This is a genomic window from Mesobacillus harenae, assembly GCF_013343715.1.
In the GTDB taxonomy this organism is placed as follows: domain Bacteria; phylum Bacillota; class Bacilli; order Bacillales; family Cytobacillaceae; genus Mesobacillus_A; species Mesobacillus_A harenae.
Genome location: NZ_JABUNR010000004.1, coordinates 19,262 through 32,299, shown reverse-complemented (window position 1 = coordinate 32,299; position 13,038 = coordinate 19,262). Strand labels below are relative to the sequence as shown.

Below are 13,038 nucleotides of genomic sequence, written 5' to 3'. Positions count from 1 at the left end.
AACCCACCTTTTAAACCTTTGTAATCATGCTGTATATATATATAAAGAATAACATATTACCACTTCAAAATTGCGTGGTAATTATGCCCATAGCAAGGTAAAAGTTGACAAGAAACTGAAGACCTGTCTAAGCCATTTAAAGGATAAAAATAGAAAGTGAAAAACCGCTGATAAGCCAAAAGGAGCTAAGAAATATGCAAACAGCCCGAAAAGGGGATTGGTATGAAATATCCATTCCAGCAGAGTGGACTACATATACTCTAGAAATCTTATTCCGTGATGTATGGAAAGCACCGAAAAAACTTACCCATCTATTTCGAATGGAAAAGCGGGTACAAGTTAACGGGCATGTCCCTGATTGGACAAAGAGGCTTGCACAAGGTGAAAAACTACAACTAAAGCTCTTTCAGGAAGAAGAATTTGGCTTAATCCCGAGATTTCAGGACATCCACGTCCTATATGAGGACGACCACTTGATCGTGTTCAATAAGCCTGCTGGCATTGATACCCACCCGAACGAACAAAACCAGACAAATACACTTGCTAATGCAGCTGCCTATTACTTGCAGGCAAAAGGAGAGTTTCGTCATATCCGTCATATCCACCGTCTTGACCGTGATACAACAGGCGCTATTTTGTTTGCTAAAAATGCACTTGCAGGATCTATAATGGATAAAATGCTTGAGGAACGTAATATAAAACGCACCTACCTTGCATTAGCTACAGGTGTGATTAAACAAAAAAAAGGGATCATTGACAAACCTATAGGAAGGGATCGGCACCATGCTACCCGAAGAAGAGTATCAACAGGCGGACAAAAGGCCGTCACCCATTACGAAGTACTAAAGAGCTTTAAAAAAGACAATTTAACCCTTATTAAATGTACTCTTGGTACCGGCCGTACCCATCAAATTAGAGTGCATCTCAGCACTATTGGACACCCGCTTGCAGGTGACCTGCTGTATGGCGGTACAGCTGTTTTTAAACGCCAGGCCCTTCATGCTGCAAAGCTAGAATTCTCTCACCCTTTAACGAAAGAAACGATCATATGTATCGCACCCTTCCTTGATAACCCGCCAATATTCCAAGGTATTGAACCGGATTCATTATGAGCACTTAATGATTGTTAGACCTAAAAGCACCGGATTATGTGGATACGATTTTAAATTATATTAAAAGCAAACAAAAGCACTCCTTTACGGGAGTGCTTTTGTTTATTCTATAAATTATTACGTTAGTTAGTCAGTTGATTTTCTCATACCTTTAAGAACAAGGCTGACAATAAATACTAATGCGATTGCACCAATTAACGCAGGAATTATCGCAAAGTCAGCTACTACTGGTCCCCAATCTCCAAGCAGTGCAGAACCAACCCATGCACCAATGAAACCAGCAATAATATTACCTATAATACCACCTGGAATATCTTTACCTAGAATCATTCCAGCTAACCAACCTATAATACCACCTATAATTAGTGCCCAAAGAAATCCTAACATCTTTCATTCCTCCTTAAAACATTGTTGTAGTGTTAGTTTTTTTAAGCAGTTCTTTGCAATACACTGTACCGCCGCGTTGCTTAATTACCAACGTAATTCTTTATTTCCCTTTTTCATAATCTCTAAACTATTTCTCAGCTGCAGCTAACAAACAATCAATTTTCAAGAAAAAGGGCGATACATTTCCTACAGTTTCTGTGAACTGCCTGTACAGTTAAGATACCACGTACACACAAAGTTAAAACATACTCTCAGAGATTTCCAATAGTGTTCTGCTTTTAAGTCAGTTAAAATATCGGTTTTTTTAAAACTAAAAGAACGAGCTGTGCCCGTCCTTTAGTTTGTTCATTATTTACTCGTTCATACCTGTTTTAACCCATTTTCCTATTTGAACAGTCCGCTTTGCCTGATACTTCACGGCTTCGCTTACGTCCTCTTTCATATTTCCATCCTGATCAACTGTGACGGAGGTTCCGTAAGGGTTGCCCCCAGCTGCGTACACAGATTCGTCCGCATAACCTGGGGTTGCTATAATTGCCCCCCAGTGCATCATTGTGGTGTATAAGTGAGTAATCGTCTGTTCCTGTCCTCCGTGTGGGTTTTGAGCCGAGGACATACCGCTCACAACCTTGTTTACAAGTTTTCCGTTAAACCATAAGCCCCCTGTCGAATCAAGAAACTGCTTCAGTTGAGCAGGCAGATTACCAAATCTTGTCGGCACACTGAAAATAATAGCATCTGCCCATTCTAAGTCATCGTTAGATACTGTTGGTACATTGCTAGTCTCTTCAAGATGCTGTTTCCACGCAGGGTTGGAGTTTATAGCTTCTTGAGGGGCCGTCTCATTCACTTTTAATACCTTTACATTAGCCCCTGCTTCTTTTCCGCCTTCTTCCGCCCACTTAGCAAGTTGATAATTTGTCCCTGTTGAGCTGTAATAAATAACTGCAAGATTTACATTTCCCATAAAAAATATCCCCTTTCGAAAATAAGTTTACAGTGGCCTGCTTAATAATTCATAGCAGCCCACTTTTGTCATCCACTTATCTCCTTTTCCCTCTCTAAAAAAGGAAAAACGGGAATATCAAAATTATTCTTAATCTGAGATATTTTTTATGCTTCTGTAAAATGGGGTAAAATACAAAACCTATCCAAAAATTAAAACTGGTTTTGGTCTCCAATTGTTGCTATCAAGAAAAATCAAAGCTGTCTGGATCTGAGCCGTATCGTTGATTTTTGTTCATTTGATTGATTTTTTCAATTTCATCCTGATTGAGATGGAAATCGAAAATTTCCGAATTCTCCTTTAATCGAGCGGGCGTTACTGATTTCGGAATAATGATAATATCATTTTGCAGGTGCCATCTTAAGATTATCTGAGCGGGTGTTTTTCCATGGCTTAAAGCAATTTCAGTAAGCAAAGGTTCATTAAGTATCCGGCCCCTTGCAAGTGGGGACCAAGCCTCTACTTTTATATTTTGAGTTTTACAAAACTGCCTTAGCTCCAGCTGAGTTAAGTGTGGATGAAGCTCCACTTGATTAACTGCTGGTTTCTCTTTAGCATTCATCAATAGGTCATTAAGATGCTCGATCTTAAAGTTGCTTACTCCAATTGCTCTAACTCTGCCTTCCCGGTAAAGGGTTTCAAGTGCGCGCCATGTTTCAAGATACGTGTCCTTTACTGGCCAATGAATCAGGTAAAGATCTAAATAGTCCAGCTCTAGTTTTTTCATGCTTTCATCGAAAGCTTTTAAAGTGCTATCGTATCCCTGTTCAGTATTCCAAACCTTTGTTGTTATAAAGAGTTCTTCCCTTGGAACTCCGCTTGCCTTTATTGCCTTTCCAACTCCTTCTTCATTGTCATAAAAAGAGGCTGTATCAATCGAACGGTAACCGATTTGAAGAGCACTCTTAACGGTTTCTTCCACCCGAAGGCCGTCTTCTACCTTATATACCCCCAGGCCGAATTTCGGCATTTCAACGCTATTATGTAATATTGTCGTTTCCTTCATGTTTTCTGCCATATTTCTTCTCCTCCAATTCCTGCTATATTAATTTTATCAAAGCCTACACTATGGTACAAAATTAAAAAGCGACTGTTCCCAAACTAGGACAGTCGCTCCATTTATGATAAACGGCTTTTTTGCCGGTATTTTCTGGCTGTGGTCTCTTTTTTCCCGCATTAAATTTGTCCAAAACTTTATTTTATAATCTTTATAAAATTGGGCTTGACTCTTACTAACTAAAAAAAAAAGAAGCCACTCTGTACAGAGCGGCCCTTGCATTAAACCTCTTCAAGTTCTGTTATTTCAACGATAGTACGCTCTTCTAATGGACCCCTTAAATGGACAGTAGCTGTTCTTCCATCTTCATTGACTTTATCGATCCAAACAGAAGCACCATTGTACTGTACATCGATCTCTCCCGATGAAGAAAGAATTTGCTTTACTCGATTAATATCCACTTGATTCACTCCTAAGTCTTATTTCCGTTTATTTTTTGTGATATACAAGGTTTTTATCCATAAATGAAATGCGTAGCACAAAAACAATCAATCCAAGGCTTGATAAATCAAAATAAAACGAATAATATATTACATGTGATTCAAATCGTTCGTATCTGGAGGGTAACTCTATGTTTAAATTGAAGGAAAACGGAACCACAGCTAAAACAGAAATTATTGCGGGGATTACAACTTTTTTAACGATGGTGTATATCGTTGTCGTTAACCCAATTATTTTAGCCGATGCTGGAGTTCCTTTTGAACAGGTTTTTACAGCAACTATCATTGCCACAGTGGCTGGAACACTCTGGATGGCGTTATTTGCTAATTATCCAATCGCAGTAGCCCCTGGAATGGGACTAAATGCATATTTCGCCTATTCGGTAGTCGGGAATGGTGACATCACCTATCAAACAGCATTTGCTGCTGTCTTTATCGCGGGTGTTATTTTTACCATCCTATCTTTAACTCCCTTTCGAAAAATTTTAATTGAAGCCATTCCTGAGAACTTAAAGCATGGTATTACGGCAGGTATTGGCTTGTTTATTGCGTTTATCGGCCTTCGAATGACGGGGATTATTACTGACCATCCCACTAATCTTGTAGGACTTGGAGACCTTCATGAACCTCAGGCATTGCTTGCTTTAGCAGGTCTTGCGGTCTCCCTAATTCTAATGACACTTAATGTAAATGGCGCTTTATTTTTCGGAATGGCCGTGACTGGATTTATTGCTTTTCTGACAGGCCATCTGTCTTTTGATGCTGGGTTTGTTTCCTTGCCCTCTCTCCCAGAAGGCTTAATTGTTTTAGACCCGGTTGCAGCAATTGGCGAGGTCATTCAGCACAGCCTTTATGCTGTTGTCTTTTCTTTTCTATTAGTCACAATTTTTGATACAACAGGCACTATGATCGGCGTAGCTCAGCAAGCAGGGCTTATGAAGGGCAATAAAATGCCACGCGCAAGACAAGCGCTGCTTTCTGACTCGATCGCTACGACGATTGGTGCAATGTTTGGAACCAGTCCTACTTCTGCCTATATTGAGTCATCCTCTGGAGTTGCTGCTGGAGGGAAAACCGGATTAACGACATTAACCGTCTCCATTTTGTTTATACTGGCTGCCTTCTTTGGACCGCTGGTTGGAGCAGTATCTGGCTTGGCGGCAATTACGGCTCCTGCACTGATAATTGTCGGAAGCTTAATGATGGGAAGCATTTCACATATTCGCTGGAATGAACTTGATGAAGCCTTTCCAGCCTTTCTTATCATTTTAAGCATGCCGCTTACTTCCAGCATTGCTACAGGAATTGCACTTGGTTTCATCTCATATCCGCTCTTAAAAGTAGTGAAAGGCAAATGGCGTGAAGTTCATCCTTTGCTTTACTTATTTGCTGTCCTATTCTTTTATCAGCTCGCATTTCTGCCCCATTGATAAAACAAGTGTAAAACGTCAAACAATGGGAGCAGTTTTAACGCCTAGGTAAACCCCAAAAAGAACTCGGACTCCGGGTTCTTTTTTTGGTTGCTAATTTTTCTCTATTTTAATTCTAAAGACAAGCCTGTTTCATAACCTTATACAGAGGGAATGGCAGGTGGCTCGAAATGAGGGAAAAGATAATTGCTGTACTGGTTGGCAGTGTGCTGCTCGGTATAGGAGTAAACGCCTTTTTAGTACCGCATCAGCTATTAGATGGTGGGGTAATCGGGCTTGGGCTTTTAGTCCATTATTGGTGGGGTTTTCCTGTAGGGATTTCTATAATATGTCTAAGTTTACCTCTTTATATTTTGGCGTGGATCTTTGAAAGAAAATATTTCTATTACAGTATTTACGGGCTGGTTATATCGAGTTTTTTCATCGATGTTTTCTCTAGTCTGTATATAACAATTCCATTGGGAATTATCCCTAGCGCAATTCTTGGCGGCATTTTAGTTGGGTGTGGAATCGGTTTGATGCTTCGATATGAAATGAGTACAGGGGGTACAGACTTATTAGCTCAGCTTCTTGGTAAAGTGCTTTTGATCAATATTGGTGTATTAATTTTTTTCATAGACAGCTTAGTGATTTTCAGTGGAATAAATGTGGTTGGTCTGGAAAAGTTTCTATATTCCTCTATAACCATACTTTTTGTTGGGTTAATGACTAGTCTTTGTCTAAAAAAACACACCTTAAACTGAGAAAAATCAAAAACGAGGCTTTTAAAAAGGCTTATCTTTTGAGAGTATCCGTAATCTTATAATCTTTTCAAGTACTCCTCAGTAAAAATCAGGATATATTTAACCTCCGCATTTTATTGGACCTACATCATCCATTAAATCCAAATTTCCTTACCACATTATGTGGAGTTCTTCCTTTCACGACAGCTCTGTTTGCTTAAAAGGTACTTAGAAGGGAATTGGAAAGCAAAACTTCCCTGGAATGCTCCCTTCAGTAATTCATATACGATCTCGAGCCGCCAGAAGCCTATGCATCTCTGCGCAAGATGCTTAATGAGGCTTAAACATCGATGACAATTAGCCAGGCGCTGATATTAGAAAGATAAAATTCCTAAGGCTATACAGAAATAATATCTTCCTATTGACCAAAAATCTGAACATAAAAAAAGAGAGAAAGTATTTATTCTCTCAGAGTAGTTAAGCTATTCTTCAATTAGATTCAAAACAGGAACATCCTTTTCTTTATCGGGTTGTTCCTTTGTATATATTCGGGCCATTTTTGTCTGTTCATCAACATGCTGGATGATAACAGCCTGCCCGTCGTAGGTCACATTAATAATCTCTGGAGATTCCAGGATTTCCTTCGCTCTGCCAGTGTTCATGCTTCATTTCCTCCTTTTCTTTACAGATATAATGTGTCTTATTTCAAACTGTTCTATCCGTAAAATAACAGGAGAAGCTAAATTTTAAAATCAAGCTTGAAAACCTCCGCCTTTTTTAAAGTATCAAAAATAATAACCAAGGCGGGACCGATAAATAGTCCGCTAAAGCCCAACAGTTTGAATCCAATAAACATACTGACAAGCGAGGCTAGCGGTGAAATACCCAGATTTGAAGAGTATATTTTTGGCTCTATAATTCTTCGGACAACCGTGATGACAAAAAATAAAACAGTTAACCCAATGCCAAGAAAAGTATTGTTTTGAAAGATTGCAACAACCGCCCAGGGAACCAGCACAGATCCTGTTCCTAGAATAGGCAAAATGTCGACAACAACAATGAGTAAAGACAGAATGACAGTATAAGAAACGCCTAATATACTTAAACCAGTGAATGCCATAACAAAAGTAATAAAGCTCAAAATAATTTGGGCCTTGATAAACCCAATCCCTGCTTTATTCAGCTGCCTGGCAACTAAAAACACCCTGCTCCTAGTCTGTTCTGTCATAAAAGAAGAAACCTTTTCTTTAAGACGAGGCAGTTCCTTACTGAATAAAAATAATGCGATCAGGTATATAAGAAACTCAATTAGAAACCCTGGAATTCCTGCAATCATATTTAAAAGAGTTTGAAGGGCGCTTTGAACGAAAAGTTCGAACGATTCGATATTCATTTGAATAGAGTTCTCTACAGATTGGCTAACATCCGCTGGTAAGCTTTTTGAATAAAACTCCCATTCGCTTATTAGGGGCTTGATAACAGACAAATTAAGTTCCCTGATAAGGAAAGGCGTTTGCTGGGACAGTGTTACGGCCTGTTCAGCAATTACTGAAATCAATTTAAAACCTAGCACGGACAGCAGCACAACATAACTAATAAACACAAACGTAACAGCATGCAATCTTCTGAACCCGATTTTACTCTTGAAAAACTGTACAGTTCCCTCGAACATAATTGCTGTCAAGAATGCAAATATAAACGGAAAGCTATAGGGTATAATGAACAGTCCTAACGCTGCGGCTATCGCCAGTAAACTCCACTTTTTCCACACGAATGTTTATTCTCCTTGTTAACCTTAGAATGATTAAAGATAAGAAGATTATAAACCCGTTATTAAATTTTTGATATAAAAAACAGCTATTCCCTCATTCTTTTTCTTCTTTCTATGCTGGCGGGTGATGTCCTGCTGTAGCACTATGACCCTTTTTCAGCTTGATTATGTAGTCTGCTCGATTTTTCCGTGCATTTTTCCATAGCTGTAATAACTGAAGTGCGGAATCCTGTCTTCTCTAATGAGGCTACTGCTTCTATTGTCGCCCCTCCAGGTGTACACACATCATCCTTTAGTTTTGCTGGATGCTCCCCTGTGTCCAAGACCATTTTTGCAGCACCTAGTACTGCCTGGGCGGCAAGCCTGTATGCTTGGTCTCTAGGGATTCCTTGCAAGACACCGCCATCTGCCATAGCCTCAATGAACATATAAACATAAGCAGGTGAAGACCCACTGATAGCCGGTATTAAATCCATATTCTTTTCAACTACAGTTTCGGTTTTGCCAAAACAGTTAAAAAGCCTAAGTACATCCTTGGTTTCTTCCGCAGTCATCGATTGATTCGGACAAATTGCACTCATTCCCTCACCGACAAGTGAAGGGGTGTTGGGCATTGTTCGAACAGCCTTTACCTCTCTGCCAAGATGATTTTCTATTTGGCCCAGAGTTACACCAACGGCAATCGTGATAATTATGCTCTGGCCAATCTCATCCTTAATTTCAGATAGAATAGATTCGTACTGACCAGGCTTAACAGCAAGAATAATTAGATCCGACTCACGTGCAACCTCTTTATTATCCCTAGTTACTCTTATGGTAAAGCGTTCCTTTACCAATGCTAATGTGTGATCAGTCAGTGCGCTCACCATGATATGATCCGGTTTGTAGACCTTTGACTTAATCATTCCAGCAATCATGGCCTGCGCCATTTTACCGCAGCCAATATAGCCGACTTGTTTTTCTCCCAATCTGTTAACCTCCTATGTAAACTAATCAGTGTAATTATACTTAACAGCTCCAATTAAAACAAAAATGGACCATTTTGCAATTTCATTCTTGAAAATAGGGTAAACCATTACTGGATCTGTTTTAAGGGGGAAGATTATGAAAGATACTAATAAAGAAAATAGGGAATTAGGTTCCAACCCGATTCCAGAGGAATGTTATCTGTTGCCTACATTAGATCTCGCCCAGGTTCTCCTAGGCACTGTGCTTGTAAAAGAGACAGAAGCAGGTCTTACTTCAGGGATTATCGTTGAAACAGAAGCCTATATTGGGCCTGAGGATCAGGCTGCACACAGCTTCAATAACAGGCGGACAAAACGAACGGAAGTTATGTTCCAAAACGCGGGAATGTCCTATACCTATTTAATGCATACCCACTGTCTCGTAAATGTTGTAAGCGGGTTTAAAAATCACCCTGAAGCAGTTCTCATCCGAGCTTTAGAACCTTTAGCCGGAATTGATCTTATGAAGCAGCGCAGAGGTATTTCTGATTTAAAAAGCCTTACAAACGGTCCTGGCAAGCTGACTAGGGCTTTGGGCATAAATATGACAGACTACGGGCGCGCATTTACAAAGCCACCTCTTTATATAACAGCAGGTTTTAAGCCTCAGTCCATTTCCCAAGGTAAGCGTATTGGTATTGAAAATTCAGGAGAAGCGGTTAATTATCCATGGCGTTTTTGGCTCACAGACAATTCTTTCGTTTCGAGACATAAACAGGCTGATGCAATTCTTCATTGGGATGAGAAAACTGGCAGTTTTAGAAAAACCTAGAAAGCCAATAATAACAAGAGAATCCTAAACATGTTCCTGGCTTAGGACAGAAATCTAAATGACTGGAGGAAGCTGCAACCTTGAATAATGCTATTTTTCTCGATCGGGACGGTGTGTTGAATGAGGTTTTAACAAGCCGTGTTAAATTTGTTAATCGGCCTGAAGAACTTTATCTATTAGAGGGGGCTGCTGAAGCGGTGGCAATCCTTAGCGAAACTGGCTGCGATATCTTTATAGTCACCAACCAGGGCGGTGTGGGTCTTGGCTTTTTAAAGGAAAAAAACCTGCTGAAAATTCATGATCGCTTGTCATCACTTCTGGGACAGAGCGGGGGTAAGATTAAAGAAATTGTTTACTGTCCTCATAAACCCAAAGCAGGCTGCGAATGCCGTAAGCCGAATGCTGGTATGCTAATTGACCTAGCAAAGCGTTATGATATTAATCTTAGCGGAAGTGTAATGGTTGGCGATCATGAGCGGGATATTGAAGCAGGAAAAAAGGCTGGCTGCAAGACAGTTTTTATCGGAACAGATGAATCAGCAGCTGATGCTTCCGCCGACTCTCTCTTAGCCGCTGTCCCATTTATCATAGATATGGTTGGTATCCAAAAATAAAACGCTGATCGAAATGATGACTAACGGGTTCGGTTTTCGAATAGAAAAATGATTAGCACACCAATTAGCAGTCTATTGGGCATGAATCTTTGTCATCGTAGAGTTTATATGCTAATTGCTATGCTTATCCTTAATTCAGTAACCAGTGATCTATAAAATAAGCGGAGAATTCTCCGTTATACTGCAGGATAGAGCTCGGTTCTGGGTTATAAGCGGAAGTTTTCCCGTTAAGTAAAACAAAATGATCGATTTTCATGTTTTTGGAGCAAATAGGCGGAACCTTTCCCTCTATTTAAGCTATTTTTCATGCTTTTTCTAAATAAGAGGAATTTCTCCGCTTATTTATCAACCATGCAGATTCCCTCCTCTGGTCAGTGAGAATTCGCTTTTTTATGGTTGGGGTAGAGCAGGAATTATGAATCGTAATAAGACTATCTTGGATGCTTACCTTCCATAAGATTGCATAAAAAATGCTTGGAGCATATATCTCCAAGCATTTTCTTTATTAATTTACTTACCAATTTGCTTTTTAACTCAGGTGCAAATTTTCTATACGAATTCGTATTTTGTCCTTCACAACAGAATCACTAATCAATGTTTATTTTCATTTTTCAGTATAACTGTTAAATCCTAAGGCTGAAATTCTCTTCATGAAAACGGCAGAAAGCTTAAAAGAAGGGCAGGTATTGGAGATTCAAATACATTTTTTAGAAAACGAAAGAGAAAACTACCTTTTGCGGCATGTCTGCATCATCATAAACAGCTTTTTTTAATCTTTCGCACGATGGCATTTCATAGGAAAAGTCCTTTATATGTGCAGGTATAGTCCCGTTTTCCTTCAATTTGTTAAATACCGTCTGCATGGCGTCTTCTGTTGGGATACATTCATCAGATCCTTCATATTTAAAGCATTCAACACAAGTTTCAATAATATTAGAATCTATTTGTTCCTGAATGAAAACTAGCTTAGCACCTGACATTTCTTCAACTTCCCGGTTTTCCAGTTCCACGATAGTTAGCACGTTCATAAGGCACCTCCATTTGTTATACATCATCATTATAGTGTATTTGAAACATACTGAAGGCCTCTTGCCATTTGTGTCACGCAATCTTCATATCTTTTTGACAGAATTCTGTCCATAGAAAAACCCAGCCATCATTATAATAGCTGGGTTCGTTTGTTTTCGTTCTGCTGGGTAGATTTTTAACATAATCACTTATTAATAAGTTAGCTAGACTTTAATAAGTACACTTATTCATTTATCCAGGCGAGGCCAATGGTTCCTTGACCAGTATGAGTTCCAGGGACAGGGCTGAACATCGTAGTCGTAAAAGAAATATGCGGATACAAGGTCTGCAGTTCGCTGCGCCATTCCTCTGCCGTTTCTTTTATATTAGCGTGGATCACGCTAGCCTCTTTTACAAGGTGGGAAGCTTCTTTAAAGATATTAAATAAACGTTCCTTTACCTTTTTTTCAGTTCTTATTTTATCAAAAAGCACTACTTTTCCATCATCAAATTGAACAATAAGCTTTAATTTGATCAAGCTTCCAATAAAAACTTGCGTGGTTGAAAGCCTTCCTCCCTTGTGGAGCTGTTCAAGACTGCCTGGTGACATGACTAATCGAGCTTTGTCAGGCAGTGTCCTTAGATAAGATACGATTTCTTCGTATGTTTTACCCTGTTTCTGAAGCTCTATTCCTCTTTCAACCATTCGTCCTAGTGGGTAAGAGCCAATTTTAGAGTCAATGACATCTACATCATATTCAACCATACTGGAAGCAGTAAGAGACCCTTGATATGTCCCAGTCAGGGAGCTGGATGCATGAACGGCAATAGCATGCTTGTACTTTTCTTTCAACTCCTTAAACAATTCCACAAACTCGCCAATAGCCGGCTGTGAAGTTTTTGGGAGCTGTTTAGATTCTGCCAGCATTTGATAAAAACTTTCTTCCTTTATATCAATTCCTTCTCGGAAAGACTTTTCACCAAAAATGATACTTAAAGGAACAACATATATGTGATTATTTTTTATGAACTCTTCTGAAAGTGAAGCTGTACTGTCTGTAATCCAAGCAATATCATTTTGAAGTGTCATATATATCCCCTATTCTAATATTGAGTTAAAGTGATTATAGCATATGCTATTTTGTCTGCCATTATCTTTTTGAAAGCGTAAGCACCTTCGGACAAGCAAACAAATGCTCGTTCCGCGAAGATTAACCTCTTAGTCATTTAACTTTTCATTACCTATTACAAATCCCGTAAGCGCCCGTTTAGCGTCGATGGCCTGGGGCACATCGACTGCATAGTAAACATAAAGAGAGAAATTTACAATGCTGGCTTGTTTAGGTGGATGGGCTAAGTATATTGGTCGCTAGGGTCTAATGATGAACAAAAAGCGCAAATCGTACCCCGTCAATTCGTACCATAGTATTCTTATTCCATCATATAGTATGTTTTAATCTTAAATCCATTTGAAAACAGAAAAAAATGAACATTTTGTTACAATTAGGCTACAAACTTATAGTAATTTTCCTTATAAGTTTTTTTTTAGTTAGAGAAGGGAACATTGTATTTACTAGCCAAATTTGGAGGGTATATCCATAAAACCAATTATTTTATGGGGATATCCTACGGGTATGTATCCTTAATTTAATCACGTGAGAATGCTTTTCAAAATCAGAAAATCCTGCTTCTTGTTACCACTGGGCTTAAAA

Annotated in this window: 14 protein-coding genes; 5 read left to right on the top strand and 9 right to left on the bottom strand. The window is 39.2% G+C overall.

Annotated features, from left to right (window positions below):
• Positions 1-194 precede the first annotated feature (194 nt).
• On the top strand, positions 195-1,112 hold the full coding sequence (locus tag HRJ06_RS05970; RefSeq protein WP_174730367.1) for an RluA family pseudouridine synthase: 918 nt from the start codon (positions 195-197) through the stop codon (positions 1,110-1,112).
• A 126-nt stretch (positions 1,113-1,238) separates the two neighbouring features.
• On the opposite strand, the gene HRJ06_RS05965 is transcribed toward HRJ06_RS05970, so the two are convergent.
• From HRJ06_RS05965 to HRJ06_RS05950, 4 genes are all read right to left on the bottom strand, one after another.
• Positions 1,239-1,499 (bottom strand): GlsB/YeaQ/YmgE family stress response membrane protein, encoded by a 261-nt coding sequence (locus HRJ06_RS05965; RefSeq protein ID WP_174730364.1) that lies wholly within the window; start codon positions 1,497-1,499, stop codon positions 1,239-1,241.
• A gap of 352 nt (positions 1,500-1,851) precedes the next feature.
• On the bottom strand, positions 1,852-2,466 hold the full coding sequence (gene wrbA / locus HRJ06_RS05960) for an NAD(P)H:quinone oxidoreductase (RefSeq protein ID WP_174730361.1): 615 nt from the start codon (positions 2,464-2,466) through the stop codon (positions 1,852-1,854).
• A gap of 223 nt (positions 2,467-2,689) precedes the next feature.
• Entirely contained in the window at positions 2,690-3,523 is an 834-nt protein-coding gene (locus HRJ06_RS05955) for an aldo/keto reductase (RefSeq protein WP_174730358.1), read from the bottom strand.
• Between the two features lie 260 nt (positions 3,524-3,783).
• On the bottom strand, positions 3,784-3,963 hold the full coding sequence (locus tag HRJ06_RS05950) for an H-type small acid-soluble spore protein (RefSeq protein ID WP_174730354.1): 180 nt from the start codon (positions 3,961-3,963) through the stop codon (positions 3,784-3,786).
• Positions 3,964-4,133: 170 nt separating this feature from the next.
• Here HRJ06_RS05950 and HRJ06_RS05945 point away from each other — a divergent pair, with 170 nt between their 5' ends.
• The gene (locus HRJ06_RS05945; protein ID WP_174730351.1) at positions 4,134-5,432 is read left to right on the top strand and encodes an NCS2 family permease; all 1,299 of its coding nucleotides are present in this window, start codon (positions 4,134-4,136) and stop codon (positions 5,430-5,432) included.
• 170 nt (positions 5,433-5,602) lie between these two features.
• On the top strand, positions 5,603-6,175 hold the full coding sequence (locus HRJ06_RS05940) for a YitT family protein (RefSeq protein ID WP_174730348.1): 573 nt from the start codon (positions 5,603-5,605) through the stop codon (positions 6,173-6,175).
• A 461-nt stretch (positions 6,176-6,636) separates the two neighbouring features.
• Here the strand turns inward: HRJ06_RS05940 and HRJ06_RS05935 are convergent, their stop codons facing one another.
• The 3 genes from HRJ06_RS05935 to proC form a co-directional block, all read right to left on the bottom strand.
• Positions 6,637-6,816: an H-type small acid-soluble spore protein gene (locus HRJ06_RS05935; RefSeq protein ID WP_174730345.1), complete on the bottom strand. Its 180-nt coding sequence runs from the start codon at positions 6,814-6,816 to the stop codon at positions 6,637-6,639.
• Positions 6,817-6,893: 77 nt separating this feature from the next.
• A complete protein-coding gene (gene ytvI / locus HRJ06_RS05930; RefSeq protein ID WP_174730342.1) occupies positions 6,894-7,925 on the bottom strand; it encodes a sporulation integral membrane protein YtvI in 1,032 nt (343 codons plus the stop codon).
• Positions 7,926-8,068: 143 nt separating this feature from the next.
• Complete coding sequence (gene proC / locus HRJ06_RS05925) at positions 8,069-8,893, bottom strand: pyrroline-5-carboxylate reductase (RefSeq protein ID WP_174730339.1); 825 nt, start codon at positions 8,891-8,893, stop codon at positions 8,069-8,071.
• Between the two features lie 136 nt (positions 8,894-9,029).
• Here proC and HRJ06_RS05920 point away from each other — a divergent pair, with 136 nt between their 5' ends.
• Together HRJ06_RS05920 and HRJ06_RS05915 are read left to right on the top strand one after the other, a co-directional pair.
• Positions 9,030-9,704, top strand: a complete 675-nt coding sequence (locus tag HRJ06_RS05920; protein ID WP_174730336.1) for a DNA-3-methyladenine glycosylase — start codon at positions 9,030-9,032, stop codon at positions 9,702-9,704.
• 80 nt (positions 9,705-9,784) lie between these two features.
• Positions 9,785-10,318 carry a D-glycero-alpha-D-manno-heptose-1,7-bisphosphate 7-phosphatase gene (locus HRJ06_RS05915; RefSeq protein ID WP_174730333.1) on the top strand — a complete coding sequence of 178 codons (534 nt, stop codon included), beginning with the start codon at positions 9,785-9,787 and terminating at the stop codon, positions 10,316-10,318.
• Between the two features lie 707 nt (positions 10,319-11,025).
• Here HRJ06_RS05915 and HRJ06_RS05910 read toward each other — a convergent pair.
• Both HRJ06_RS05910 and HRJ06_RS05905 read right to left on the bottom strand, forming a co-directional pair.
• Positions 11,026-11,346: a hypothetical protein gene (locus tag HRJ06_RS05910; RefSeq protein ID WP_174730330.1), complete on the bottom strand. Its 321-nt coding sequence runs from the start codon at positions 11,344-11,346 to the stop codon at positions 11,026-11,028.
• 224 nt (positions 11,347-11,570) lie between these two features.
• A complete protein-coding gene (locus HRJ06_RS05905) occupies positions 11,571-12,416 on the bottom strand; it encodes a DegV family protein (RefSeq protein WP_174730327.1) in 846 nt (281 codons plus the stop codon).
• Positions 12,417-13,038: the final 622 nt, after the last annotated feature.

Excerpts from the sequence above, each read along its gene's own strand:
- HRJ06_RS05970 (WP_174730367.1), top strand. The coding sequence starts at position 195 with ATGCAAACAGCCCGAAAAGGGGATTGGTATGAAATATCCATTCCAGCA.
- HRJ06_RS05965 (WP_174730364.1), bottom strand. The coding sequence starts at position 1,499 with ATGTTAGGATTTCTTTGGGCACTAATTATAGGTGGTATTATAGGTTGG.
- wrbA (WP_174730361.1), bottom strand. The coding sequence starts at position 2,466 with ATGGGAAATGTAAATCTTGCAGTTATTTATTACAGCTCAACAGGGACA.
- HRJ06_RS05955 (WP_174730358.1), bottom strand. The coding sequence starts at position 3,523 with ATGGCAGAAAACATGAAGGAAACGACAATATTACATAATAGCGTTGAA.
- HRJ06_RS05945 (WP_174730351.1), top strand. The coding sequence starts at position 4,134 with ATGTTTAAATTGAAGGAAAACGGAACCACAGCTAAAACAGAAATTATT.
- HRJ06_RS05940 (WP_174730348.1), top strand. The coding sequence starts at position 5,603 with ATGAGGGAAAAGATAATTGCTGTACTGGTTGGCAGTGTGCTGCTCGGT.
- HRJ06_RS05935 (WP_174730345.1), bottom strand. The coding sequence starts at position 6,816 with ATGAACACTGGCAGAGCGAAGGAAATCCTGGAATCTCCAGAGATTATT.
- HRJ06_RS05920 (WP_174730336.1), top strand. The coding sequence starts at position 9,030 with ATGAAAGATACTAATAAAGAAAATAGGGAATTAGGTTCCAACCCGATT.
- HRJ06_RS05910 (WP_174730330.1), bottom strand. The coding sequence starts at position 11,346 with ATGAACGTGCTAACTATCGTGGAACTGGAAAACCGGGAAGTTGAAGAA.
- HRJ06_RS05905 (WP_174730327.1), bottom strand. The coding sequence starts at position 12,416 with ATGACACTTCAAAATGATATTGCTTGGATTACAGACAGTACAGCTTCA.